This is a genomic window from Paenibacillus sp. Y280, assembly GCF_056786335.1.
In genome coordinates this window covers 1-26523 of record NZ_JBXCIW010000023.1, presented here as the reverse complement: position 1 = coordinate 26523, position 26523 = coordinate 1, and the positions used below count along the sequence as shown (strand labels likewise).

Here is a 26523-nt window from a genome sequence, read left to right as displayed (position 1 = left end):
CGCATAAAGCGAATATTGTCTATGGCGATACATTTTGCAATTCGTCCTTAAATAGAAGAACATCCTTATAGGCCTGCAAAAATTGCTCGATCATATAAATCTTTTGCTCCATATTCAATCCCTTGCCTCGCAGCAAAACCGTTGGATTCGGCTCCTGCTCGCTGCCCTGCTTAAAGCGGTTCTCATGCTTCAAGCACAGCTGATCCACCTTTTTCCGGTCAATCCGGCGCTTCTCAGTGGCTGCAAAACGAAGCAATAGGTCATCACCCTTGCCGCTAAGCTGCTCAATGCCATACATCGTGCCGTAAACCTTCAGTCTAGCTACTGCAAGCAAGTTGCTAACCGCCTGCGGCAAATCGCCAAAGCGATCCACTAGCTCATCGATCACATCATCCGCCTCATCAAAATTGCGAATGGCAGCAACTTTCTTATAGATCTCGATTTTTTGGATACTGTCATAAATGTAATCCGAAGGCAAATAAGCGTCGATACTGACATCAATAAGCGTACTGACAGGCTTCTCTTCCTGAATCTCCTCGCCGCTCATCTCCGCTTTGCGCTTCGCAATCTCATCAGCCAGCATTTGCGAATACATATCGAAGCCAACCGAGGCAATAAAGCCATGCTGCTCCGCGCCTAGCAAATTACCCGCTCCACGAATCGATAGATCACGCATCGCGATTTTGAAGCCTGAGCCAAGCTCGGTGAACTCTTTGATAGATTGCAGACGCTTCTCCGCTACCTCTGTCAGCACCTTATCCCGTTGGTACGTAAAATACGCGTAAGCGATGCGGTTCGAACGCCCTACGCGGCCGCGCAGCTGATAAAGCTGGGAGAGCCCCATTTTATCCGCATCATGCACGATTAGCGTGTTGACGTTCGGAATATCGACGCCTGTCTCAATGATGCTCGTGCTGACAAGGACGTCAGACTCGCCGTCAAGAAAGTCGAGAATCGTTTTCTCAAGCTCCTGCTCCGACATTTGGCCATGGCCGACCGCAACTCTAGCACCTGGAACGAGCGCATTGATTTGCTCCGCCATTTGGTAGATACCCTGAACCCGATTATATAAATAGTAGACTTGGCCGCCGCGCGCAAGCTCCCGCTCGATTGACTCGCGAACAAGGGACGGGCTGTATTCGACCACATAGGTTTGCACGGGGAACCGGTTCTCCGGCGGCGTCTCGATAACGGACAGATCGCGTACGCCAAGCATGGACATATGCAGCGTTCTCGGAATCGGGGTTGCTGTCAGCGTAAGCACGTCGACGTTGGTTTTCAGCTTCTTCAGCTTTTCCTTATGGGATACGCCAAAGCGCTGCTCTTCATCGACAATAAGAAGCCCTAGCGATTTGAAAATGATATCCTGCGACAACAAGCGGTGCGTGCCAATAACAACATCGACCGTCCCCGCCTTCAGTCCCTTCATCGTCTCATTCTGCTCCTTGCGGGAGCGGAAGCGGCTAAGCACCTGAACGTTAATCGGATAACCCGAGAAGCGCTCGCGGAACGTCTCGTAATGCTGCTGCGCCAGAATCGTTGTTGGCACAAGCACGGCTACCTGCTTGCTGTCCATCGCCGATTTGAAAGCGGCACGAATCGCGACCTCAGTTTTGCCATATCCAACGTCTCCGCATAGAAGCCGGTCCATCGGCTGGGATTTCTCCATATCCTTCTTAATCTCTTCAATAGCTCTGAGCTGGTCGCGCGTCTCGTCATACGGGAACATCGCCTCGAATTCATTCTGATACGAGGTGTCTTGTCCGAAAGCGTAGCCTGGCGCGGTCTGGCGCTCCGCATACAGCTTGATCAAGTCATCGGCAATATCTTGTACTGACGCTTTTACCTTGCTCTTCGCCCTTGTCCATTCGCTTCCGCCGAGCTTGTTGACCTTCGGCTCCTTCTCTTCGTTGCCGACATACTTCTGAATCATGTCAACTTGTTCAATGGGAACAGATAGCTTATCTCCGCCAGCATACAGAATATGCAAATAATCTTTATGAATGCCTGCGATCTCAAGCGTGCCGATACCTACGTATTTACCGATACCATGGTTATGGTGGACGACATAATCGCCGACCTTCAGCTCCGTATAGCTCTTGATGCGCTCTGCATTATCGACCTTCTTATCTATTCTTCTTGCCTTGCGCTGCTTCTGCGTGAACATCTCGCCTTCCGTAATAATGACGAGATGAGAGGAAGGCAGCTCAAATCCGGACTGCAAATTACCTTCAAGCAGGGTAGGCATCTCAATGCTATAGTCATCGAGTACGCGGCGCATTCTCTCCATGCGCTCCGCATTGCCGGCCAGCATCATAACGGTAGCGCCTGTCTTGCGCCAGCGTTCCATCTCGGCCTTGAGCACATTCATTTGTCCATGAAAGTTTTGCATCGAGCGGCTAGTCATGTTCAAAATATTTTGCGGCTGCGAATGCGGAATTTGTCTCAGGAACAAAGATAGAAACAGCGTCGGAAACGGACGATGGTGCAAAATCTCCTCCGTATCGCGCGCCAGCGAAAGAGCAGGCATCGATTTGCCGTTTTGCATCAAATGCATCGACCATTCCCCCTCATCCCGCTCGAGCTGCTTAGCAGTTTCTATCAAACGGGTTGGCTCGTCTAGTATGAGAAGCGTATCGCTTGGCATATAGTCAAGAATCGTCTGCCGCTCGGGATATAGAAGTGAAATATATTTATACATTTCCGGAAAATAAACATGCTCGCGCAGCCGTTCAAGCTCCCCGCCCAGTTCCGTACGAAGACGCTCCTTCGCAGTTCGATCGGTCATTTTGTCGAGCTGCTTATCGAGCAGCTGCTGTGCATGATTAGCCGCGATCTCCATGCGGCTGCCGTCTGCCATCAGCTCCTGGCATGGCGGAACCACATAGGACTCTAAGCGATCGGAGGAGCGCTGATCCGCAGGATCGAAGGCGCGTATGGAATCGACATCATCGCCAAACCATTCGATTCGGTACGCCGTAGACGCGGTTAATGGATAAAAGTCGACGATACCGCCGCGAACGCTCATATCGCCGCGCAATTCCACCCGATCGGCTCTCGTGTAGCCAAGCGCTGTCATTTGGCGCAGAAAAGCGTCAATCGGCAGCGAATCGCCAACGCTGACCGCAATTTGCGCCTCTGCCATCACGCTGCTTATAGGCAAATAGCGCCGAACCCCCGAGAAGGGCACGACAACAATCCCGCGATAGCCCTTGGACAGCTTGATCAGCACATCCATTCGCTGCGCAAGCGTCTCGGGACTCGAAATCGCCGCCTCGGCAGCAACCAGCTCATTCGCGGGATATAATAAAACATTTTCTGGTGAAAGACATTCCTGCAAATCCTCTGCAATCTTCTGCGCAGCGAACATATTATGCGTCACGACAAGCATCGGACGCTCTACATCCTCCTGCAGCGCTGCAATAAGCACTTGCCTGGATGAGCCTGCGAGCCCAGATATCATCTGTTCACGCATGCCTTTACGAATACCGGATATAACGGACTGAACGTCCGTATCCGCGGCAAAAGCATTAATTAAAGCTTTCAACGTTTGCGACACCCCGTTTCTATACACAATCGAAAGAATAATACGATCGTTCCCTGTACATTGAAAATAAGCCTCAGCCATCCGCTAAGGCTCATACTATTCACTTTCCGTCATTGAAGAGGATTAGCTACCAAATGAAGCTCCGGGTTCGCATCAATCGCCTCGCGGCAATAATCGCAAACCACTTTTACCGTTACATCTCCACTTGGGTCATACGCTATTATATCGCTGCGCTCTTCGGGGGTCAAGAAATGGAAACCAAGCTGCTGCTCGGTTATATTTGACCCGCTAAGGGATCCAATTGACGTTCTGCAATGCCGACAAATATAGTTTACAGCCATATGTATGCCTCCTGAAGGGTCGTTATACCCTTCAGTATGCCCATAATCCCGTAATCTAACAGATTATCGGTTAAACTTTGCCATCGTCTCTTCAAATGGCGCCTTCAGCCTGAACTCAATCGCATCACACGCATCCATGATCATCGCATCCAGCTTCTCCTTCTCGCTCTTAGGAAAAGCAGACAGTACATAATCCGCAATGTTCATACCGGGCTGCGGACGGGAAATGCCCATCCGAACGCGGTCGAACGTCTGTGTGCCCAAATGCTGAATAAGCGACTTGATACCGTTATGTCCGCCTGCGCTGCCTTGGTAACGAAGCCGCAGCTTGCCGATCTCCGTATCCAAATCATCATATACAATCAGGCCATCTTGAACATTAGCTTTAAAATAATCAAGAAACGACCGAACAGACTCGCCTGACAAATTCATATATGTCATCGGCTTAATAAGGACAACCTTCGTGCCCTGCACGTTGCCCTCTCCGATTAAAGCCTTGCATTTGCTTTGTGTAACACTGATGCCCCAGCGCCTTGCCAGCTCATCAATAACCATAAATCCAACATTGTGCCGGGTTCCCTGATAAGCGGTTCCGGGGTTCCCGAGTCCTGCAATCCACCTCATTGCTAGCTTCACTCCTTTACCGACAAATGTATCATAATCTATTGCTAGCGTAAACGGCTTAAGCTTCGTAAGGAAGGAGAACATGAAGCAGCACAGCTTGCGCCAATCACAAAACAGCGCCGCCCTTTTAAAGGACGGCGCCATTCACATTTATGACTGCTTTGCTAGAGGATGGAATTACAGACTCTTAGTGCCTTCAAGCTGCGCTTCCTTGGAACGTGATTCCGCCTCCGCAAGCTCCACAGCCGCATCCGCTGCTTCTTCCTCCGTAAGCTCCTTCTGCGGCGCAAGTATCGTCACCACGACCTGCTCCGGCTCTGCGACCGACTCGACGCCTTTAGGCAGCTTCAAATCGCTTACCAGTATACTCTCGCCTATTGCTAGCGAGGAAATGTCTACTGAAATGGAATCAGGAATATTGCCAGGCAAGCACTGCACCTCAAGCTCATGCAAAATCACTTGGAAGATGCCTCCCTCTCTTACGCCCTGAGAGTCTCCCTCCGCTTGAATGCGAACGTTAGCCCGCACGTTTTCGTTCATATTAATTTGATGGAAGTCGACATGAAGCACTTGACGGTTCAAGGAATCACGCTGAATTTCTGATATCATAACCGACGTCTTGCCATGCGATGGAATATTTATTTCAAGCACCGCATTCGGATTGGACCGCAGCAGCGCCTGCAGCTCCTTGCTATCTACCGTTACCTGAGCGGCATTGTCTAATTGTTTTCCGTAAACAACGCCCGGAATTTTCCCTTGGAGCCGCAATTGGCGCAACTCACCTTTCGTCGTGCCAGTTCGTTGATCCGCGTTCATAGCTATCGCCATATTGATTACCTCCTAAAAGTTTTGTGAAGCAAAACTTGCTTCGTAAGCATACGCTTAGTTTTGTGAAGCAAAACTTGCTTCGTAAGCATACGCTTAGTTTTGTGAAGCAAAACTTGCTTCGTAAGCATACGCTTAGTTTTGTGAAGCAAAACTTGCTTCGTAAGCATTTCCCTATAACTTACCCACTGCAGCCAACAATTAAACAGCAAATAGAAGATTACAAAAAAAAGATGCAGCAACGAATTCTACTTTCTGAATTCGTCCTGCATCTTAATAGCAGCTAGACTTCACTTATTGCTGCTTCTTTTCCTTCTTCGCTTTGGCACGGCCGCGAATCTTCTCGGCATAGCCCGGTTTGTTCACTTGACGCTCGCGCGCTATGGCGAGGTCGCCGGCTGGAACATCCTGCGTTACCGTAGAGCCGGCAACCACATACGCCCCGTCGCCAATCTTCACAGGAGCAATGAGGTTGACGTTGCTGCCGACAAACGCATTATCGCCAATTTCCGTAACAAATTTATTATAGCCATCATAATTGACTGTAATGGCGCCGCAGCCGATGTTCACATCTTTGCCTACCTTAGCGTCGCCAACGTAGCTCAGATGCGATACTTTGCTTCCATCATCGAGCGATGCATTTTTGAGCTCAACGAAATCGCCGATTTTACAGCCAATGCCAAGCTTTGAACCCGGACGCAAATTCGCATAAGGTCCAACTGAGCTGGTATCGCCAACGATAGATTCTGCAACTACCGAATATTTAATCGTGACGCCCGCTCCGATTGTACTATCCGAAATGTCAGCTTGCGGTCCAATAACACAATCCTCGCCGATAACCGTTGATCCGCGAAGCACCGTTCCCGGATAGATTACCGTATCGGAGCCGATTTGGACTCCTGCTTCTATATAAGTCGAAGAAGCATCAATCAGCGTAACGCCGCCTAGCAAATGGTTGCGGTTAATACGCTCGCGCATGAAACCCTCTGCTTCTGCAAGCGCAACGCGGTCGTTCACACCAATTGCCTCTGCCAAATCCGTAGTGCAATAGCCTTGAACGGATTCACCCGCCGCGCGGAATATGCCGATGACATCGGTCAAATAAAATTCACCCTGCACATTGTTGCTCGTGACCTTCGCAAGCGCTGCAAACAGCTTCTTATTGTCGAAGCAATAAGTGCCTGTATTGATTTCCTTCACTGCAGCCTCCTCTGGCGAGCAATCCTTTTGCTCCACTATGCGCTGAACCGTTCCATCCTCACCGCGAATGACGCGCCCGTAGCCGGTAGGATCATCAAACGATGCCGTCAGTACGGTAGCAGCCGCGCCGCTTGCTGCATGCAGCTCAAGCATCGCGCTAATCGTCGAAGCCTGCACGAGAGGGGTATCCCCGCAAATAACGATTGTTGTGCCCTCTTCCCCGCCAAGCAAGCCTTCGGCCTGTCGTACCGCATGGCCCGTACCTAGCTGCTGCTCCTGCAGGACATATTCAGCGCTATCGCCTAAATACGATTTAACCATCTCCGCTCCGTGCCCAACGATCACAACGGAACGCTCCGCTTTCGATTCCTTCACAACATCAAGCACATGGCCAACCATCGGCTTGCCGCATACCGGATGAAGCACTTTATATAATTTCGATTTCATACGCTTGCCCTGTCCAGCAGCAAGCACAATCGCCATAACTTTCAAATAAAAGACCCCCAAATCTACTTTGAATAATAATTACAGTTAAACCCATCTGCATAAAAATACTAGCTTTATTATATTCCATTATACGATTATGTATCTATATTTCAAAAAAAAAAGAAAAGAGAGCCAAAGCTCTCTTCTCCAAACAACCCCAAAATTCATGAAATGCTTTTGGTTAAGCTCCTTCTTCAATCGCAACTTCTTCTGCTGCACGTTCATATTCTGCGAGAACAGCAGCCTGGATTTTCTCCCGGGTGGTTGAAGAGATCGGATGAGCGATATCCCGAAATTCTCCATCCGGAGTACGTTTGCTTGGCATTGCAACGAACATACCATTGTTTCCGTCGATGACACGAATATCGTGAACAACGAATTCATTATCAATAGTAATGGATGCGATCGCCTTCATACGCCCTTCGGAATTTACACGGCGGAGTCTGACATCAGTAATTTGCACTTGTGTTCACCACCTTTGTCTATCAGAGACTTGGTGTATACTTCCACGTTTTTGTGCCAATTCCTTCTACATTTTTGGAAAAATCATGCTGTATTTAAAATATTTTTTTACAATTAAATCTTTTTCGTTTTCATTCGACAAGAGTCGATGCAATGACCTCTATTTCGACAAAAACATCCTTTGGCAGCCTCGCAACCTCAACGGCTGATCGAGCCGGTTTATGCTCTCCGAAGTAGGAGGAATAAATGCCGTTTACCGTTGCAAACTGATTCATGTCCTTCATAAAAACAGTCGCTTTTACAACATCAGCAAAGCTGGCACCCGCAGCCGCAAGAACGGCTTCCAAATTGCGAAACACCTGATGGGTTTGCTCCTCAATACCGCCTTCTACTAATTGTCCAGATGCATCTAACGGAATTTGTCCCGATGTGAACAATAATCCTCCCAGTTTGATCGCTTGCGAATACGGCCCGATCGCTGCAGGCGCTTTATCCGTTGCGATAACCTCCAGTTGTTGCTTCGTAGTCATTAAGGTCCCAGCCTTTCTTATAAGAAGTATACGACAATATTTCCAGACACTTTTATGCTTTAAAATAATTCCCAGGAACAACAGTTGTTTGCTTTGTTTTCATATCTACGGCAGTCAGCTTAGCGAGCGACACATAATCCTCAAGAAGCCGCTCTTCCAATTCCACCTCGCCGGACTCGACAAATACGCCAACACCCGCAACGGTAGCTTTGAATTCGAACAGCAAATCCATCATTCCTTGAATTGTTCCGCCAGCCTTCATGAAATCATCAATAATAAGAACGCGTGAATGCTCCTTCAGCGCCCTGCGTGCCAGTGACATCGTCTGTATCCGCTTCGTTGACCCCGACACATAGTTGATACTAACCGCAGAGCCTTCCGTTACCTTGTTGTCGCGCCGCACGATAACAACCGGTATGTTCAAGCAGGATGCGGTTGCGTATGCAAGCGGTATCCCTTTTGTCTCTACCGTCATGATGACATCGATCTTGCGATCAGCGAACGCAGTTGCAAACATTCTGCCGACATCGGCTAGCAGCTCTGGTTGACCCAACATATCCGTTATATACAAATAACCGCCCGGAAGAACCCTTTCAGGCTGCTCTAGCTGGCGGCATATGCTTGTCATAATGGTAAGTGCCGTTGTTTGCTGCATTTTTGGCGTATACTTTACTCCGCCAGCAGCACCAGCAAGCGTATGAAGCTCACCAATTCCTTCTTCCTCAAACACTTCTTTAATAATTGCCAGGTCCTCACTAATTGAAGACTTTGCCGATTGGTACCGATCAACAAATGCTGTCAATGAAATTAACGTGTGGGGTCGACTTAACAGGTATTGGGTCATTTCTACCAACCGCGAGCTCCGTTTCAACTTCTTCAAACACATCTCCCCCCACTAAATCCGAATAATATAATGTCAATATAACATTTTTATACGGATTTAATCAAGAAGTACGTCAGACCTATGTCAGCATTCTTACCACATAGACCTCTTTGCAGAAACCTCGGAGCCCATTGTAAATGCGCGGAAGCTTGGCTTCCTTCGATACAAGGCCAAAAACAGTCGGTCCGCTGCCCGACATCAAGACGCCATCAGCGCCAAGCCGAATCATGCTTTCTTTCAACTGCATCACCTCAGGATACAAATCCAGCGTAACCTTCTCCAGCACATTGCCTAGCCCTTCACAAATATCGGTAAAGGAGCCACTCTCCAGCGCGCTGACCATATTGGGGATCGAAGGATGCTCCTTTAGCTCATTAGCTCGGAATCTACCATATACGTCGGCCGTTGATACATTGATTGGCGGCTTCGCAAGCACGACCCAGCACTGCGGAGGACCTGCGATATGCTCAAGCTGCTCGCCACGGCCGCGAGCTATCGCAGTGCCGCCTGTCACGCAAAAAGGAACGTCAGAGCCAAGCTCAGCGCCGAGGCGGCACAGCTCGTCCTCTGGGATCTGAAGCTTCCACAGTCGATTTAGCCCTCGCAGCGCAGCAGCAGCATCGCTGCTGCCCCCAGCGAGTCCCGCAGCGACTGGAATCTTTTTGTCCAAATGAATATATACGCCTTGCTTCACATCGTAGCGTTCTTTAATAAGCCTAGCCGCCTGAAAGGCCAGGTTCTTCTCATCTAGAGGTATGTAGCCTACTTGGCTTGAAATAATGATTGTATCTCTAGGGAGTTCTTCCATTTCAAGTCGGTCAGCGAGGTCAACCATCGTCATAATCATCTCGACTTCATGGTAGCCGTCATCACGCTTGCGGAGTACATCTAGCACTAAATTAATTTTGGCAGGAGCTTTTTCATAAATTTTCATCCGATAAGTTCACCCGTTCGTTCATAAGCTTAAGCATCATTATATCAAACGAACGCAATAAAAGCTAAGAGATGACAATCGGCTATTTTCCGACTGCCAACACCTTAGCTTTTGCCTGCACAAATACGACGTTCTGCTTATGGCTGATTCGACTTTGCAGCGGCTTGCTCGGCAAGCTGTATCGCACGCTTCACCATATTGCCGGCATCCTTCGAGCGAATGCTGCCCCAGCCTTCCTGCTGCACGGTATCGTAAAATCCAAGGTCCTTTGCAAGCTCGTATTTCAATTGCTCTGACATTACTCCACGTCTTCTGCGACTCATTTCATTACCTCCAACTCCAAATTAATGATAAGCATGTAGGCTGTCACTATTGCACAGGTAGTATGCTTCAATTCGGATAAGACCATGCACATTGGAATGGTTACATGCTCGAAGCCACTAAGAAAAAAACGGTTTTCTTGCTTTCGTGCAAAAAAAAAAAGCGCAGATTTCTCTGCGCTAACATGCCTCACTAGGCGATGTATAATCTATTGTTGCAAATGGGCGATACGGACTTGACCTTCATCATTGCATACGGTCACTTCCACCGACTCTGTCAGTATATCCGCATAACTGTATGAGACGCGCTTGAACGCATGCTGCTCTTCATCCAGCTTGACAATGAAAACAGAAGGGTAGGTTTCTTCCAACGTACCGGTTCGTTCGATGGTCTTTCGTCGGCCACCGTTCGCTCGAAGACGGATTTTGGAGCCAACATGAGCTTCCAAACTGCGTTTAATATCCAATAGCGCATTTTTTGCCATTGTCCACTACCACCTCTTTCCTTGTCCATTATAACTAAAAAGAGGAGGGTTGTCAAACAAAGCAAAATATTATATCAGCCAGATTATTTACTTGTCAACGGTGATTTCACCCATTTTTTAAAAAACCGTGCATAGATTAGCAAATAATATACATATTAAGAAGTTGCTTCAACTTTCACAAACAAATCCACGCCTTTTTGCGTTGATTGTTTACTAATTTTAACAAAATTATTGCTTTAAAACAGAAGAGGATGCCGTTATTTTAGGCTTTGGCAAGCCAACACGGAAGCGTCCCATCGTTTCAATGCCGCCAACACCGTCAATTCCGCTTATCGTGCCATGTATAACATCAGCTAAGTTGATCGTGTCCTTAATCGATGTATAGCTTGCCTTAATGGCTATATACACAGGATCGAGCGCATGAATCAAAATACGTCCCGGCGAGCTCGCAAAGTTGGAGCCTACTTGAAGCAATGCTTCAAAATGCGATTGGCAAGCACCCGCAATAACAATTAATCCGTCACGATTCTTCTCGTATTCACGAGCAACGCGAACCGCATTAACAAAATGCTGTGAGTTTTTATAGCTGCTCAGGCTGTATAAGTCCATCTGCGCGCGGTTTTTCAATACACCGTCATGTCCGGTAATGACGACAATATCCGGCTGGATTTGAGGCAGCAGTCGGTACAGCACATCAGCCATTTGGGATTCATGCACATGGAGGCCATGAGAAGGAACATGCATCGTGTTGTATAACTGCATACTCTTCTTCAAATAGTTACCATCGCCATCGAGATGAAGAACCTTTCCTGGCACTTCAAAAAATGGCTGGCTCTGCTGCAGCGCATGCCGTATATTATCCTCGTTCTCAACCGCTTGACGTTCTCGTTCAGAGTGCATACGTCTTAAGGAATCATTGACTTTAATTCGAACTTGCTGAACCGCACTTGTCGATTCTGGATCGCGTACGACCGACAGATCTGGAATCGGAGCATCCGCAAGCAATCGGTAGTCCGTGCCTTTCAGAACAGCAGTTTCTGTACGAACAGCTTCAACCTTAAATAGCACGTCACCGCCATACGATTTGCGGACGACCAGGTCCCCTTGCTTCATGGGTAAATCACCTCTTCGTCTATCCTATGGGCAGATAGAGCGAATGGTGAGTATTTTTATGACTTAACCGTCTGAGCTCCCCAGCCCGCTTCCAGCATGCTGCGGCTAATACGCGCAAATTCCTCAAGCGAAAGCGTCTCGCCGCGCCTTATAGGGTCAATTTCGTTCTTCAGGAGCATCTCCGTTAATGCCTCGCGCCGTTCCTTGCCTACAAAGGCAGTCAGATTGTTCGCAAGTGTCTTCCTTCGCTGCGCGAAGCTCGCCTGCACGACACGGAAAAAATGATCCTCATCAGGCACATCCACGGCAGGCTTATCTCGCAGGGATAGCTTAATAACAGCCGAATCGACATTGGGCTGCGGAATAAACACCGTATGCGGCACCGTACAGACAAGCTTAGGCACGCAGTAATACTGAACGGCTACGCTTAGGCTGCCGTACTCCTTGCCGCCTGGCTTTGCAGCCATCCGCTCAGCCACTTCCTTCTGAATCATGACGACGATGTGCTCAAGCGGCAGCTTCTCCTCGAGCAGCTTCATCAAAATAGGCGTAGTCACATAATACGGCAAATTGGCAACGACACTTACGCCCGTTACCCCTGCAAACTGCTCTTCGAACAGCTGCTTCAAATCAAGCTTGAGCACATCGCCATGTATGACCGTGATGTGCTGCTCTTCAGCCAATATGTCCTTTAAAATTGGAATAAGCCGATTATCGATCTCCACAGCCGTCACCTTGCCAGCAGCTTGTGCAAGCCGCTGCGTAAGCGCGCCAATCCCGGGACCAATCTCAAGCGCTCCCTTCGTCTCGTCCAGCTCGGCAGCAGCCACGATGTTGTTCAAAATATTTTGGTCAATCAGAAAGTTCTGCCCGAGGCTTTTTTTGAAAGAGAAGCCGTATTTGGCAATAATCTCTTTGGTTCGCTTTGGCGTTGCCACCTCGAAGGATGCAGTTTTCACAGATGCCTTGCTTTGCTCATTGTGTTCGTGATCGCTCAACTTCTATCCCTCCAGTTCCTTTTCCATTTGTCTGAACGCTTCTGCAAATTCCACCTTGGAAATACGGAAGCTTGTACAACGCTTATAGAACTGCTTGCCGTTCGCATATCCGATCCCGAGCAGCTTGCCCATAACAAGGCGCCGATTGGAAGCGTCAGGATGCACGATAAGCCCCGCTTCCATCAAATCCTCAAAGCTTATCTCACCCGATTCGAGAAGCGACTCTGTACGGAGCTCTGAGAGTGCCGTACGAATCGCATCCGGACTTGCGTTCTCGATGCCGATATCCCCTTTGTACAACGCCTGCTCCTGCGGCAAAAAAGCATGCTTGCACCCGGGAGCGTGCCTCGCAACGATTTTGCGAATGCGCTCTCCCGCATGGTCGGGATCTGTAAATATAATGACGCCGCGGCGCTCGTTCGCCAGCGCTATTCTTCTTAATACATCCTCACCGATAGCCGAACCATTCGTCTCTATAGTGTCCGCTTCAACCGCCCGTTTTATCGCTGCGGTATCATCTTTACCCTCAACGACAATGATCTCTTTGATCATCAAGACCATTCCCTTCAACATAAACTCTTATAAGCCCGCAAACATGCAAAAAGAAGAGGCAGTGCCTCTCCTTATGATGGCATATTTAATTGAATATTACGATAAGATGATGGTAATCCTGCAATTAGCTTGAAGAAGGTTTATTTGGCCCGAGCACGTAAACGGTAAAGCCTTTCTTCCTGCCAAACTTATTTGCCGTTTTGTTGCTATCGAAGTATACGTCGATTTTTTTGCCCTTCACCGCGCTGCCCGTATCCTCTGCCCGGCGGAAACCGATGCCTTCAATATAAACCCACCAGCCGATCGGAATAACCTTCGGATCAACCGCTATGGTCCGTCCTTCTTTTACACGGGAACCGGATGCCGTAATTCCGTAATCCGGATGATCCGAATCTTTACCTGTAGAAGCGACACCTGCAGAATAAGCAGTCAGCGTGACGTTCTTAAGTACGGTTTTGGCCTTAAATGTTACACCGCTCTTTGTCAGCATGGCAACACTCGGGCTTTTGTTTGAGAGCACAGTCACTTTAGGCTCAGCCTTCTTCGTTCCGATCGCGATAACATGGTCCACCGCAGCGGTCTCGACAACCTTGCTGACCATCTTCTTCGAAGTGAGAATTCCGTCCTCGTACTGCTTCTCGATATGTTCAACAATAAGGCCTTCCTTGCCGGTTTGCACGAGCTTTTCCTTACCCGCTTCCAGCGTAGGATCTTTCTTCTTTACGATAGAGTACGGCATGGCACGCTCGGATTCAGACACCTTCGTGTCAACCCGTACAACCGTTACCGTTAATTCCGAATCAACTACCGTATTAAGCGGAGGCATTACTTTATCATGATTACGAACTGGAATATTTAATTCCTCGATCGCTGCCTGCACTGTTCTCTCTGTCGTATATACAGTAGAGGTCTTGCCATCAGCTTTCACAATTACCGGAATCGCTTGAGTTACCTCAATTCGATCTCCGTCCTTTATTGCCGCATTAAGCGGTATGGACACCTCATCAAGTGGTCCAATTGCGATAGCTTGTTCATCCAGTAGGCGTTGCAGGACCCATTGCTTCGTTTCCACAACGGTTTCTTGTCCATTCACTACTACGGAGACGCTTTTGACAGCCGTTCCGTACAACAACACCAAAAACATGAAAGTCATAGCGATTGAGATAGTAGCACTCAAAAGAATCAAACGCAAGTTTTCACGCTTCCATCGCAATGCGAAAGACATGCTGGATGATCGTTTCCCATGGGTGTCCTTAACCTGGAGTATTCCCACTTCATCGGTCCTCCTTCATAGCCCCGCCGCCAAGTGTTACGCATGATACAACTGACGCGACTATAGTATATTGGCGTGCAAGCACGCAATCCAGTACTGCTATCGATCCTCCCACCCCCATCTTTTATCCCTATGTCGACAAATTCCCGTTTATTCGAAAATAAAAAGAAGCCGTCGACAGAGGATCTGTTTCGTGGCTTCCCGGTAAATGACTACGCTGGGATACAGAAAAATGGATGCACGAGGTTGATCACTCTCTATGAACGCTTACGAGGTTAGCTGACGGATTCGGGCAAGAGAGACGCCCTATTCGAAAACGCAATGCTCATGGCAAAGGTTCCGAAATTCACCCCTTGAAGAATTCAAAACACGGTACATAAAACCCGTATTTGGTTCCCCCGCTCTCCAGATGGAGATTAAGCGCAAACTGGAAATCCAATACAAAATGTAATGCTCTGAGTTGAATCATAACCTCATACGAGGTGAATTGTAAAGATACGATAAAAGACGATTTAAGCTAAAATGGTGGATAAAGACGGAAAAATTAAGCGATAATCGCTATAAAAATTAGTTTTTACGCGATAAAGGTCTTAAATTCTCTCTGTTTCTCTCGTTTTTATACAATACCAAAACATTTTTTACCGTTTTCGGTCGTAATCGCACCTATTTCTTCTACCGATTTGCCTAATAATTCGGCTGCCGTCTGTGCGACTAGTGCCACATAAGAGGACTCATTTCGCTTCCCTCTGAAGGGGTGGGGAGCCAAATACGGAGCATCGGTTTCAATCAAAATTTTATCGAGCGGAACCTGCTTGAGCACCTCTTTGGGAACCCTTGCATTTTGGAAAGTGACCGGTCCCCCGAACGAAATATAGAAGTTCATATCGAGGCATTGCTTCGCGGTTTCAGGGCTGCCGGAGAAGCAGTGCATGACCCCGCCAACCTCGGCTGCATTTTCCTCCTGCAAAATTCGAATAACATCCTCATGCGCGTCACGATTATGAATAATGATCGGTTTGCCTACTTTACGGGCAAGACGGATTTGCTCGCGAAATACGCGCTGCTGAACGTCTTTGGGCGAGGTATCCCAGTGATAATCAAGACCGATCTCACCGATGGCAACAACCTTCTCATGCGCGCATAAACGCTCTATCCACTCCAAATCCTCCGGAAGCATGTCAATGCTGTCAACCGGGTGCCAGCCGACAGCCGCATAAATAAATTCATACTGCTCAGCAAGCGCTATCGTCGTTGGAATGGTCTCGCGGTTAAAGCCGATATTAAGGAGCATGTGCACGCCTGCATCCTTTGCGCGCTGAATAACTTCGTGGCGATCCTCATCGAACTTATATGAGTCTAAGTGGGTGTGGGTATCAAATAGCAATGTCATGTTAGTGTCAGGCTCCTTCAGTCGAGTTTAAATAATTTTTTTAATGAATCAGGTATTTGTGAAATATTTTTTTTGAGCGGCTCTTCCGGATAATACAGATGATATTGCCCCTGATGCAATCCGGTTATTGAACGAACGATGTCGGATTTGGCAGATATTTCACTTATTTCATCCTGACCGTCCAACAACAAAATCGGCGCTTTTTCTTTCTTTTCTCCTTCTTTTTTATCCGGTCGATATACGTCGTATGGCAGGTCAAACGGGAAGTCAATTTCCATATGATAATCGGGATTCATTCCTATAGAAGAGAAGCAATCGCTAATCTCATTTAAAAGCTGATCATCAGGGTTATCAATCGTTATGTACTTATATAAATGACGGTTCATAAATCGATCGCAAAGATCGCTTAACAGCGAATCCTGCTCCTCTGCCCATTGCGTGAAAGCCGTTTGAACTAGCGCCTCATCCAGTTTCAAATAATCATTCACCGTCATGTTGTTATGAAGCAGACATTTAAGAGGGTTCGGCAACCATTCAAATGTATAGCCACCCACATAAAGCTCCTGTGCTCTACGAAATATTTGACGTAAAATAATCTCAGAGCTTCTTGTTACTGGATGGAAGTAAATCTGCCAATACATTTGATAGCGAGACATCAAATAATGCTCTACGGCATGCATCCCGCTCTCTTTCACTACAATTTTCCCTTTATAAGGTCGCAATACGCGTAATATGCGCTCTAAATCGAAGGTTCCATAGTTTACGCCAGTATAATAAGCATCTCTAAGCAAATAATCCATGCGATCAGCATCCATTTGGCTAGATATGAGGCTTACAACGATGGGCTTTGGATATGTTTTCTGGATAACTGCAGCAACCTGTGAAGGGAAATCTTCCGATACAGCTCGCAGCACATGATTGATTTCCGAATGCTCAAGAATAATTTTGCAGGTCCACTCTTCGTGTTCCGTGTCGAATACTTCTTCTAAGGAGTGGGAGAACGGGCCGTGACCGACATCATGCAGCAAAGCCGCACAAAGCGAGACCAGCCGCTCCTCGGCAGGCCAATCAGGATAGCCGTTGCGCTCGAATTGAGAAATAATTTTACGCGTTATTTCATAGACTCCCAGCGAATGCGAGAATCGGCTGTGTTCCGCGCCATGAAAGGTCAAATACGAGGTTCCTAATTGGCGTATTCTTCTCAAACGCTGGAACTCCTTCGTATTAATCAAGTCCCAAATGGTCTGGTCCTGCACATAAATATAATGATGGACAGGGTCTTTAAAAACCTTCTCTTCGGTCAACTGCTGCTTCATCGTCTCTCATCTCCTTTGTTCATATTTTCGACACAAAATGTTAAACTATTGTCGAATTGTGTCGTAAATCAGTTTCCAAAATGTCGAAGCTGTTGTATTCTATTACAGAGTAATATGACCCTTGTGTATAGTCAAATACTTAACCCATCGAAGTATAAAAGTCAATTTTATTGGTTGACTATTATGGTAATCGTTGGTATTATAGTAATCATAAAAAGCAAAATTTATGTCGAACGATGACGAATCGTATTTTGAGAGGGGCAATGATATATTATGATGAAATCTACTGGTATTGTTCGTAAGGTTGATGAGCTAGGTCGTGTTGTTATTCCAATCGAGTTACGCCGTACGCTAGGGATCGGCGAGAAGGATGCACTTGAGATTTACGTTGATGGCGAGCGCATCATGCTTAAGAAATACGAGCCTGCATGTATCTTCTGTGGCAATGCAGAAAACGTATCTTACTTCAAAGGAAAAATTGTTTGTCATATTTGTTTGTCTGAAATGCCAACACCTGTGACAAAATAAAAAAAATCGGTTATACTGGACTTATCAACTTGTTAATTCTAACCTTTTTTATACTCCTTGATGCCTTCCTGCGCTTGAACCCGGCCAGGAAGGTCTTTTTTTTGTCTAGTTAATGGTTATCTATACATCTTTATCTATTAACCTCGTTATATACATCTCGTTTTGGCAATCCTCGATCTACGGCAACCATCTTTATCGCTTCCTTTCGATCGTATTGCTCCTCGTAATGAGCAACATGAGCAGCAAGGTCAAGCTCAGACCACCAAATTTCAGCAATTGGTTGCTCGATAGCGCCAGAGCCTTCTGATCCTTCCACGACGATACAAAACTCACCCAGCGGCGGATGCTCCGAAAACCATTCGATACATTCCGATACCCGGCCGCGCACAGCCTCTTCATGCCGCTTCGTTAGCTCTCTAATGCATGCAATATGACGATCACCCAAACATTCCAAAACAGCTTCCAATGTCTTAACAATACGGTGTGGGGACTCGTAAAAAAGAAGGGTTCCTTTCTGAGCCAGCATATCCTTCAGCCATTTCATTAACGATTTTCGTTCGCGCGGCGGAAACCCGGCAAATAAAAATCGTTCTGTCGGCAAGCCTGATATAATCAGCGCAGATAATGCGGCATTTGCACCAGGAATAGGAATTACAGGAATATTATGTTCAACAGCTTCTTTTACGAGATCGGCGCCAGGATCGGAAATCGCCGGCAACCCCGCATCGCTAACGAGTGCAATCGATTGTCCCTCTAGCAGCAATCGGATAAGCTCAGGTCCGCTTGCTCGCTTATTATGTTCATGATAGCTAACGATACGCGTACCGATTTCAAAATGTGTAAGCAGCTTGCGCGTTTGCCTTGTATCCTCAGCGGCAATAAGCTGCACTTCCATCAGCGTGCGAATCGCCCGGAAGGTCATATCCTCTAAATTACCGATTGGCGTCGCTACTAAATATAGGCTGCCTGTGTTTTCTTTTGCAGCATCTGAGAAGCTTTTCTGTATGTTCAAACGATCTGCACCCCGTTCTCATAAACCATAATAGGCGGAAGAAGCTTAATATCAGGCTTTCCATCCCGCATCGCTTCTATTAATACCATATTGGCTTCCGCATTCGCATGAGGATGAACAAATTGTATCCGCTTAGGCTCTAGCCGCCATTTGCGCATCGTTTCTACGATATCCAGCAAGCGTGATGGCCGATGAACCATGGACACCTTCCCGCCTGGACGTACGAGCCTTGAGCATGCTTCTGCTACATCATCAAGCGTACAGTGTATTTCATGCCTCGCGATCGCATAATGTTCATTTTCATTTTGTTCGCCTGCTGTCATCGGCATATAGGGCGGATTGACTGTTACCGCGTCATAAACGCCATTTCCAGCAAGCTTCGGATATAATTTCAAATCCTGCTCAATAACTGTAATTTGCTCTGTGAGCTGATTGAGCACTACGCTTCTTCTCGCCATATCCGCAAGTCTCGGTTGAATTTCAACCGCATCAATCCGTGCATTTGTTCGAGTTGTGAGAAGCATGGGAATAACGCCGTTTCCTGTACATAAATCGACGATTCGCCCATGCTTCGGTATGCTTGCGAACCGGGAGAGCAGCACGGCATCAAGCGAGAAGCTGAATACTTCTCTGCTCTGTATAATTTTTAGTCCCGATTCCGTCATTAAATCATCAAGCCGTTCGTTAGCTGCTAAAGTTATTTGTTCAGACACGTTTTAAGCCGCTCCTCTTCATTAATCGGTAATGACTGCAATCTTTTTTTGACAAGACCCTAGTTAATAAAAATACCGCCCTTTGCGGCAAGGACGGCATGTCGATACGGATTCCATTATTTATTTAGAAAGGATAGACAGAATAAACAGTCGCCCTCCGTCCGCAAATGCCCGTAATATACGTTGCATATGTGGAATCCTTCGTGATACAGCCGGGTCAAATTATCATGGCCTTCTCCGATTGCTACATTCTCTTCCGTGAATGCATGATCGGGCAGCACCTGTACCTCTTGAGTCGCACCCGGTTTTTTGTCTTTGGCTGGAGCTTTAATTGGTTCGCGCTCTAGCTCCGCTTCTCTCTTGAACAGTTGACGCAGCTGGTTATTCTCTTCACTTAGTCGCTTATTGTCTTCTAACAGTTCTTTTACCTTCTGCTTCAAAGCCGTCAGCTCCTTATGGAACGTACCTACTTGGTTATCCAGCTCGTCCATTTTTACAAAAATATCGTTCTTCTCCAAGTTCCCACCCCAGAGCTTCAAGCGTGAGTGTAACCTCACCCGTGAGAATCGCACTCTGCCGCTTATTTGATGACGACATCATCCATCGACAGTTCTTTCGGTTTACCTGGTGTATCAAATAGTTGCACATACACGCTTTTGGTGGATGTGTTTATTCCAGTGACCTTACCTTCCCCATATGAGGTGACAACGAATTTTCCAATCGCAGGAAGCTCCTCGCGAATGCTTTCGTAATTGTCATGCTCATATTTCAGGCAGCACATCAGACGTCCGCATAAGCCGGATATCTTAGTTGGATTAAGCGATAGGTTCTGATCCTTGGCCATCTTAATCGAAACGGGCTCAAAGTCACCGAGCCAAGAGGAACAGCACAACACTCGTCCGCATGGGCCAATTCCGCCGAGCATTTTCGCTTCATCCCGTACACCAATTTGCCTAAGCTCAATTCGTGTACGAAACACGCTAGCTAAATCTTTAACCAACTCACGAAAGTCGACTCGCCCTTCTGCCGTAAAGTAAAAAATAATTTTGTTGCGGTCAAACGTAAATTCTACGTCTACCAGCTTCATGCGAAGCTGATGACCTTTAATCTTCTCAAGACAAGTAGAGAACGCATTTTTGGCAGCAGCACGATTTTCTTCGACGACCTTAGCGTCTACGTCGCTTGCAATGCGAATTACTTTCTTAAGAGGAAGAACGACATCCGATTCACCGACTTGCTTCTGTCCCACCACCACTTTACCATATTCGATTCCGCGTGCTGTTTCAACAATGACATGTTGCTCCTTATCCACGGGATGCTCGACCGGATCAAAGTAATAGATCTTGCCCGCTTTCTTGAAGCGAACACCGATGACATTATACAAGAATTAGCCCTCCTGTAAGTTTACCAATAGTTGCTCAAATGCGAGCTGAGGCGTTACATTTGCACGCATACGCTTACTTGCTTCAAGCGTATGCTCTATGCAGGACACCCAGCCTGCGAACGATCGATCAAAAGCGTGCTTGCTTATCCATTCCAACTGATCTATAAAAACGATGTTGTCCTGCCTTCCGGCCTGGAACTGAATCAAATCTTTAAACCATATAACTAACAACGACAACAGCAATTGTGTATGCTCTACTAAATCTGTCTTAAAAAGCTGTTGTCCAGCAGTGATCATCGCCGCGGTGAATCGGGTCAAACTCTCCTTGCCTAATTGTATCACTAGGCTTCTGATTTCTGCAAACTGATTCTGCTGGAGAAATTGTCTAGCGCCGTCCAATCCCGAGGTCAATTGAACAACAGTCCGGGCAATCGTTGGCGGCGCTCCTTCAGCAATTAATGTCTCCAGCATGCTCTCAGGCGACATGGGAAGAAAGGGCACCCACTGCGTACGAGAGCGAATGGTAGGCAGAACAGCTTGTCCATTATCGGTAATCAAAATAGCTACGACCGGCGATAAAGGCTCCTCCAAAAATTTAAGCAAGCTGTTTGCAGCCTGCACCGTCATTTTATCAGCCTGCTCGATCATATATACCTTGCGCTTCGTCCCGCTATTTCGGTAAGAAAAATCGCGCTGCAGCTCGCGAATTTGGTCGATCTTTATCGATTGGCCATCGGGTGCAATTGTCGTTAAGTCCGTTTGATTGCCATGCTCGAACTTTCTGCACTCCAAGCATTCCCCGCAAGCATCGGCACCGCCTGCAGTACAGAACAGCGCCTTTGCAAATTCGCGCGCCATTGCCATTCTACCGGTTCCCGAGGGTCCGTTAAATAAGTACGCATGTGAGATTTTACCGCTCTGCAGCGCATGACCCAAAATCCGCTGCGCTTTCCATTGCCCTGTTATTTGTTCAAGGCTCATAGCCGTTCCTAACCTTTCCCTGCCCGTTACTCATCAAAACAATAAATTGATAAGGAGGCCTCGTATCTCGCCGATCTTGTTGAGCAAGTCAATTCTGCCTTGCTCGCTATCGAGCAAATCCTCGGCCATCGAGACGAGTGTCGCATCAATCTCATCCAGCAGTTTATATCTTTTAATTCGTCCTCTGCGATCAAAGCCTTTGACTTCCTTCAGCACGACGCCGCGCCTGATGGTATCCTCCAAAAATTGCTTGAGCATCTGACGATATAGCTTCAGTTCACGAACGGTCATCACTTTCGCAAGACGATCGCCTTGTCTGTGAATGTCCTGCAGCTTCTGCTGCAGTTGCTCCTGCGTACGATCAGCATCTTGTTGAACCATGACATCGGCAAAGCTTCTAGGCTGAATCTGCTTGCTGGAAGCCTCGTTGCCTGCACGATTTTGGCCTAATGGCCGAAAGCCTTGATCAATTTTCATCGATTGTCACGCCCATTCAAAAATGCTCAAATCTCTCGACTGGTACTACGAATACGGCTGCGCCGCCAACCTGTACTTCAACAGGGAATGGGATATAGGAATCCGTTGATCCTCCCATAGGAGATACAGGAGTAACAAGCTGGTCACGCACCTTGCAATTGGCATTAATCACTTGCAGAACCTCATGTACCCGCTCATCCTCAATACCAATCATAAAAGTCGTATTTCCTGCTCTCAGAAATCCACCCGTACTTGCAAGCTTTGTTGCTCTAAATCCTTCACGCACAAGAGCGTTGGAGAGTCTGTTGCTATCCTTATCTTGAATAACCGCAATTACTAATTTCATCTTCATTCCCCCTTGACTACTATTAGAATAGGTTATTGAGAGCTTGCTTATTGTTGCTTAGAAATTAATCCATACCTTTAAGTTTGACATCAATTGCAAAAAATCCTGCAAAACGATCATCAATTGCCTGTAAAACGTCAGTAAACACCTTTTTCTGACTTTGTTCGGCATTTACAAGCACAATTCGATCAGGATTTTGCTGCAGCAGCTGCATATAGCCTTCTCGTACCTTCTCATGGAAGGAATGTTTTTCAAGATCTAGGCGGTTGATTTCTCTCTCTGACGCCTGAGCAATTCGACCAAGTCCCACGTCTGGAGACACATCCATATAGATGGTCAGATCAGGCATAAGATCTTGGATGGCAAATTGATTAATAGCCCATACCTCATCCATTCCAAGCCCGCGTGCATGCCCTTGGTAAGCTAGACTGCTATCGACGAAACGATCACAAATGACAATATGGCCCTGCTCAAGTGCCGGTACAACCTTTTCCACTAAATGCTGTCTTCTTGCAGCCGCATAAAGCAGAGCTTCTGTTCTTGCATCCATGGTGACATTGCTGCGATCCAATATAACGGCACGTATTTGTTCAGCAATGGGGATCCCTCCGGGCTCTCTCGTCATAAGGACCGATTTCCCCCGTTGAAGTATCTTATTCGAAAGCTGATCAATCAGTGTCGATTTGCCGGCACCTTCGCCGCCTTCTATGGTAATGAAAACACCTTTTTTCAAGCTAAGGCTTCTCCTAACGTTTATGTTAACTATACTTTCTTCTATATTAACAAAGCGATACCCCTTGTACAATGAAGATTTGCCTCAAATGCTAAATCCCATAGGCTATTCGTCCTTAAATTCCGTATATCGAAATCGTCGCCATCGTTGGATCAACTGCTCCTTGAAATTTCGCCCCCATTGCAGAGAGATGCTGAATATGCGAGATCATAGCCGCTGTTATCCTTTCTCCTGGATATAAAATGGCTATGCCTGGCGGATATGGCGTAACCATCTCAGCCGATAGATGGTGTTCAGCTTCGCTTAATGGTACGCGCAAGCTTGTTTTATTCTTAAACCTTGCTCTAGTAAACGAAACAGGCTCGGAATTGGTTATTTGCATGGTCTCGTTTATATAGGCCGTATTGCTTGCAACAGTGCTTTCAATGCTTTGAAAGCTTTGTTCCCTAACCTCGCCGCTAATTGCGACAATAGCCTGCTGGAGCCTCTGCGTATCGTGTATGGAGGTCTGAATGCCGAATACGAGTACAACGTAACAGGGATCAGCCATCTCAGCAAAGCAGCCATACGTCTCCAAATGCTTCTGAAGCTCATAGCCTGATCGAACACCGCTCCTGTCGTACAGCACGACTCGCAATGGGTCCAAGAGCAGACCGTCGCGCCTTGCGGCTTCTGTTTTCATTTCGCATATTACTGTATGTTGCTGCTGCAACCAATCTCGGAAAGAAGCTGCCGAAAGCAAGCTTTGTTCAAACAAAGCATCTCCCAAAGCGTCAATCATTGCTCGGGAAATATCAATGGATGCAAGAATGGGAAACGAGGGGCTTGAGCTTTGAATCATCGCAAGTGACTGACGCAGAATATCCCTTGGTATCCTGTCCCCTTGTATATGAAGCAAGGCACCCATCGTTAAGGTTGGCAGCGTCTTATGTGCCGACTGTACTACTGCATCTGCTCCTTCGGACAATGCCGATTGTGGAAACAATGAATGAAGACCATAATGTGCTCCATGTGCCTCATCGATCATAATTGGCTTATCGTACCGATGGACAACCTCAACATAAGCTGCCAGCTTTACACCCATACCGTAGTAATTTGGATTAGACAAAAAAACAGCCTTAGCCTCTGGATATGCTGCAAGTGCATCTTCTACCTGCTGCACCGCAGGAATGGTTGCCAGTCCCGTTTGCGGTTCGATTTGTGGAGATAGAAATACCGCTTTAGCACCTGCAAGCTTCAAACCGTTTATTATCGACTTATGTACATTGCGCTGCACGATAATGACATCATCCGGCTCGCACAACGCAAGCAGTAATGCGATGTTGCCACAGGTGCTTCCTCCCACTAGAAAAAAAGTGTCCTCTGCACCAAATGTCGCGGCCGCTAATTGCTGTGCTTCCATTATAGATGCTTCAGGATGATGCAAATCATCGGTCGGCGAAAGCTCTGTCACGTCAAGCTGCATAATCTTATAAAAATACTCAAACGGATTATTATTCATTTGATCCATCCATATGTCCTGCTTCAATGCTTGTCCACCATGATGACCAGGAACATGAAAGCTGACCGGATTTCCATTAGCATGGTCAATAAGTGCTTCGAATATCGGAGCATTAAAAAGTTTCTTCATACAAAGGCATTCCTTTCAAAATAAATATCCACTTTTTTCTATACCATCTATTGTACCCGATATAGGCAACAAAAAAAGAGCAGCTTCTGTAGTCAGAAACCGCTCAAGCATTTTCACCCAAAAAGATTTGCTTCATTTGATGAATGAAAAAGGGGTATTTCGCATCTTTCACATCTGTTCGTACCATTTCTTCTTCACAGGTCTCGCAAATAAAGCCGCTAACAATCCGAATGCCTTCGCCTTCGGCTTTCTGTTCGTTGCAAATATTGCATTTATGCTCGCGATTATCGTTCATGACAATCCCCGCTTTCTGTTCGTTCCTATATAGCTATTATTATGACACATAGTCTATCTATTTATACTTGTTTCATAGCTCATTTCAAATATTTATATATCGTATGCTGCATCTGGGCTAATGGTTACAAAACACGCAAAATTGTTTAGCCGAAACTATGGACAGATTGTTATTTAATACCGATATAGTTAACGAGAGTTGCTTAATTCATACGGAAGGACGTTTATACATGCGCCAAAAACTATCCGAACAAAAAAATGCTACCATTTATCAATACCAGCTAGTCAAAAGAAAAATCATTCGTCCTGAGCTTATCCAAAGCCACTTGCTGATTGCAGCTATTTTGCTTGCTTTTCAAATGCTCATGTATCAAATGGACGGCTTGTTTTCTTGGTTATTTGGTTTTGCCGTCGTCCAGGTCATACATATCGCGATCATACTGCTGACATTTATCCGAGTAGACGAAGCAGCTGATCGAAAATGGATTTGGCGGATTACACCTCCCTGGATCGGGTTTAAGCCTGCCAATGATATTAAGCTGCATTTGTTCCGACGAGTTCATCGCCATATGTTCTGGATCGGCCTATGCGCCATCGCGCTTCTATATCCATGGATCAAAGAATCACTGATGATCAGCATCGTTAGCTGGCACCTCTGGCTTCTGATTCCGCGCTTGCTTCTCTCCTTCACCTTCCGTAAGGAACAGAAGGACGGCGTGCTAAGGTTAGAGTCTAGGGAAGCATCTTATTACCGCCGATAAATGAAAGGCCTTAGACGCTCAATTAGAGCGATCTAAGGCCTTTTTATTTGAACTGAATTATTGGACTAGATGAAACAAAAAACCTATCGCATCACATGCGATAGGTCTCTCGTGCTTGGCGACGTCCTACTCTCCCAAGACCCTGCGGTCTAAGTACCATTGGCGCTGGAGGGCTTAACGGTCGTGTTCGGTATGGGAACGCGTGGTTCCCCTCCGCCATCGCCACCAAACGTAGCGTGTTTGCACGCTGAAAACTGGATACGAAAGATTAGGTTTGCTGAAAACCTCTTTAACTGTTGTCTGCCGGATGTATGGGTCCATGCAAACCTTAAGCGTATGCTTACGATGTAGGTTTGACTTACAACCTTTTAGCGTATGCTTACGA

At 46.8% G+C, this 26523-nt stretch carries 29 protein-coding genes, 1 rRNA gene and 1 riboswitch; of the genes, 2 read left to right on the top strand and 28 right to left on the bottom strand.

The window, feature by feature from the left end:
* Positions 1–19 precede the first annotated feature (19 nt).
* From mfd to AC1TPC_RS22155, 17 genes are all read right to left on the bottom strand, one after another.
* Positions 20–3547, bottom strand: a complete 3528-nt coding sequence (mfd, locus tag AC1TPC_RS22235; protein ID WP_482068986.1) for a transcription-repair coupling factor — start codon at positions 3545–3547, stop codon at positions 20–22.
* A 110-nt stretch (positions 3548–3657) separates the two neighbouring features.
* The gene (gene fin / locus AC1TPC_RS22230; RefSeq protein WP_482068985.1) at positions 3658–3888 is read right to left on the bottom strand and encodes an anti-sigma-F factor Fin; all 231 of its coding nucleotides are present in this window, start codon (positions 3886–3888) and stop codon (positions 3658–3660) included.
* A gap of 63 nt (positions 3889–3951) precedes the next feature.
* A complete protein-coding gene (gene pth / locus AC1TPC_RS22225) occupies positions 3952–4512 on the bottom strand; it encodes an aminoacyl-tRNA hydrolase (protein ID WP_482069029.1) in 561 nt (186 codons plus the stop codon).
* Between the two features lie 177 nt (positions 4513–4689).
* Entirely contained in the window at positions 4690–5340 is a 651-nt protein-coding gene (locus tag AC1TPC_RS22220; RefSeq protein ID WP_482068984.1) for a 50S ribosomal protein L25/general stress protein Ctc, read from the bottom strand.
* 291 nt (positions 5341–5631) lie between these two features.
* On the bottom strand, positions 5632–7029 hold the full coding sequence (glmU, locus tag AC1TPC_RS22215; protein ID WP_482068983.1) for a bifunctional UDP-N-acetylglucosamine diphosphorylase/glucosamine-1-phosphate N-acetyltransferase GlmU: 1398 nt from the start codon (positions 7027–7029) through the stop codon (positions 5632–5634).
* 175 nt (positions 7030–7204) lie between these two features.
* Positions 7205–7486: a septation regulator SpoVG gene (gene spoVG, locus AC1TPC_RS22210; protein WP_028609566.1), complete on the bottom strand. Its 282-nt coding sequence runs from the start codon at positions 7484–7486 to the stop codon at positions 7205–7207.
* 130 nt (positions 7487–7616) lie between these two features.
* Positions 7617–8015, bottom strand: coding sequence for a RidA family protein (locus AC1TPC_RS22205; protein ID WP_482068982.1), 399 nt, complete (start codon positions 8013–8015; stop codon positions 7617–7619).
* Positions 8016–8067: 52 nt separating this feature from the next.
* Entirely contained in the window at positions 8068–8895 is an 828-nt protein-coding gene (gene purR / locus AC1TPC_RS22200) for a pur operon repressor (protein ID WP_482068981.1), read from the bottom strand.
* A gap of 82 nt (positions 8896–8977) precedes the next feature.
* Entirely contained in the window at positions 8978–9832 is an 855-nt protein-coding gene (ispE, locus tag AC1TPC_RS22195; RefSeq protein ID WP_482068980.1) for a 4-(cytidine 5'-diphospho)-2-C-methyl-D-erythritol kinase, read from the bottom strand.
* A 137-nt stretch (positions 9833–9969) separates the two neighbouring features.
* Entirely contained in the window at positions 9970–10155 is a 186-nt protein-coding gene (locus tag AC1TPC_RS22190; RefSeq protein ID WP_482068979.1) for a small, acid-soluble spore protein, alpha/beta type, read from the bottom strand.
* 206 nt (positions 10156–10361) lie between these two features.
* The gene (gene veg / locus AC1TPC_RS22185; protein WP_053373389.1) at positions 10362–10637 is read right to left on the bottom strand and encodes a biofilm formation stimulator Veg; all 276 of its coding nucleotides are present in this window, start codon (positions 10635–10637) and stop codon (positions 10362–10364) included.
* A 228-nt stretch (positions 10638–10865) separates the two neighbouring features.
* Positions 10866–11750, bottom strand: coding sequence for a sporulation peptidase YabG (gene yabG, locus AC1TPC_RS22180; protein WP_482068978.1), 885 nt, complete (start codon positions 11748–11750; stop codon positions 10866–10868).
* 56 nt (positions 11751–11806) lie between these two features.
* Positions 11807–12748, bottom strand: coding sequence for a 16S rRNA (adenine(1518)-N(6)/adenine(1519)-N(6))-dimethyltransferase RsmA (rsmA, locus tag AC1TPC_RS22175; RefSeq protein ID WP_482068977.1), 942 nt, complete (start codon positions 12746–12748; stop codon positions 11807–11809).
* 3 nt (positions 12749–12751) lie between these two features.
* Entirely contained in the window at positions 12752–13300 is a 549-nt protein-coding gene (gene rnmV, locus AC1TPC_RS22170) for a ribonuclease M5 (protein WP_482069028.1), read from the bottom strand.
* A gap of 124 nt (positions 13301–13424) precedes the next feature.
* Positions 13425–14573, bottom strand: a complete 1149-nt coding sequence (locus AC1TPC_RS22165; protein WP_482068976.1) for a ubiquitin-like domain-containing protein — start codon at positions 14571–14573, stop codon at positions 13425–13427.
* Positions 14574–14821: 248 nt separating this feature from the next.
* A riboswitch (cyclic di-AMP (ydaO/yuaA leader) is annotated at positions 14822–15006 on the bottom strand.
* Positions 15007–15189: 183 nt separating this feature from the next.
* Positions 15190–15957, bottom strand: a complete 768-nt coding sequence (locus tag AC1TPC_RS22160; protein ID WP_482069027.1) for a TatD family hydrolase — start codon at positions 15955–15957, stop codon at positions 15190–15192.
* A 23-nt stretch (positions 15958–15980) separates the two neighbouring features.
* Positions 15981–17279: an HD domain-containing protein gene (locus AC1TPC_RS22155; protein WP_482068975.1), complete on the bottom strand. Its 1299-nt coding sequence runs from the start codon at positions 17277–17279 to the stop codon at positions 15981–15983.
* A gap of 273 nt (positions 17280–17552) precedes the next feature.
* Between AC1TPC_RS22155 and AC1TPC_RS22150 the strand changes: the two genes are divergently transcribed.
* A complete protein-coding gene (locus tag AC1TPC_RS22150; protein ID WP_028609554.1) occupies positions 17553–17807 on the top strand; it encodes an AbrB/MazE/SpoVT family DNA-binding domain-containing protein in 255 nt (84 codons plus the stop codon).
* A gap of 130 nt (positions 17808–17937) precedes the next feature.
* Here the strand turns inward: AC1TPC_RS22150 and rsmI are convergent, their stop codons facing one another.
* The 10 genes from rsmI to AC1TPC_RS22100 form a co-directional block, all read right to left on the bottom strand.
* A complete protein-coding gene (rsmI, locus tag AC1TPC_RS22145; protein WP_482068974.1) occupies positions 17938–18819 on the bottom strand; it encodes a 16S rRNA (cytidine(1402)-2'-O)-methyltransferase in 882 nt (293 codons plus the stop codon).
* Positions 18816–19484, bottom strand: coding sequence for a tRNA1(Val) (adenine(37)-N6)-methyltransferase (locus tag AC1TPC_RS22140; protein WP_482069026.1), 669 nt, complete (start codon positions 19482–19484; stop codon positions 18816–18818). Before AC1TPC_RS22140 ends, rsmI begins: the two co-directional genes overlap by 4 nt.
* 164 nt (positions 19485–19648) lie before the next feature.
* The gene (locus AC1TPC_RS22135; protein WP_482068973.1) at positions 19649–20050 is read right to left on the bottom strand and encodes an initiation-control protein YabA; all 402 of its coding nucleotides are present in this window, start codon (positions 20048–20050) and stop codon (positions 19649–19651) included.
* Between the two features lie 62 nt (positions 20051–20112).
* Positions 20113–20916, bottom strand: a complete 804-nt coding sequence (locus tag AC1TPC_RS22130) for a PSP1 domain-containing protein (protein WP_053373398.1) — start codon at positions 20914–20916, stop codon at positions 20113–20115.
* Positions 20917–20919: 3 nt separating this feature from the next.
* On the bottom strand, positions 20920–21897 hold the full coding sequence (gene holB / locus AC1TPC_RS22125; protein WP_482068972.1) for a DNA polymerase III subunit delta': 978 nt from the start codon (positions 21895–21897) through the stop codon (positions 20920–20922).
* A 33-nt stretch (positions 21898–21930) separates the two neighbouring features.
* Complete coding sequence (locus AC1TPC_RS22120) at positions 21931–22374, bottom strand: YaaR family protein (RefSeq protein ID WP_482068971.1); 444 nt, start codon at positions 22372–22374, stop codon at positions 21931–21933.
* A gap of 16 nt (positions 22375–22390) precedes the next feature.
* Positions 22391–22720: a cyclic-di-AMP receptor gene (locus AC1TPC_RS22115; RefSeq protein ID WP_056634702.1), complete on the bottom strand. Its 330-nt coding sequence runs from the start codon at positions 22718–22720 to the stop codon at positions 22391–22393.
* Positions 22721–22784: 64 nt separating this feature from the next.
* Entirely contained in the window at positions 22785–23453 is a 669-nt protein-coding gene (gene tmk / locus AC1TPC_RS22110; RefSeq protein WP_482068970.1) for a dTMP kinase, read from the bottom strand.
* Between the two features lie 115 nt (positions 23454–23568).
* On the bottom strand, positions 23569–25083 hold the full coding sequence (locus AC1TPC_RS22105) for an aminotransferase class I/II-fold pyridoxal phosphate-dependent enzyme (protein ID WP_482068969.1): 1515 nt from the start codon (positions 25081–25083) through the stop codon (positions 23569–23571).
* 103 nt (positions 25084–25186) lie between these two features.
* Entirely contained in the window at positions 25187–25378 is a 192-nt protein-coding gene (locus AC1TPC_RS22100) for a sigma factor G inhibitor Gin (RefSeq protein ID WP_053373403.1), read from the bottom strand.
* 229 nt (positions 25379–25607) lie between these two features.
* Between AC1TPC_RS22100 and AC1TPC_RS22095 the strand changes: the two genes are divergently transcribed.
* Positions 25608–26138, top strand: a complete 531-nt coding sequence (locus tag AC1TPC_RS22095) for a transposase (protein WP_482068968.1) — start codon at positions 25608–25610, stop codon at positions 26136–26138.
* Between the two features lie 113 nt (positions 26139–26251).
* Here AC1TPC_RS22095 and rrf read toward each other — a convergent pair.
* Positions 26252–26368, bottom strand: a 5S ribosomal RNA gene (gene rrf / locus AC1TPC_RS22090).
* Between the last annotated feature and the right edge of the window lie 155 nt (positions 26369–26523).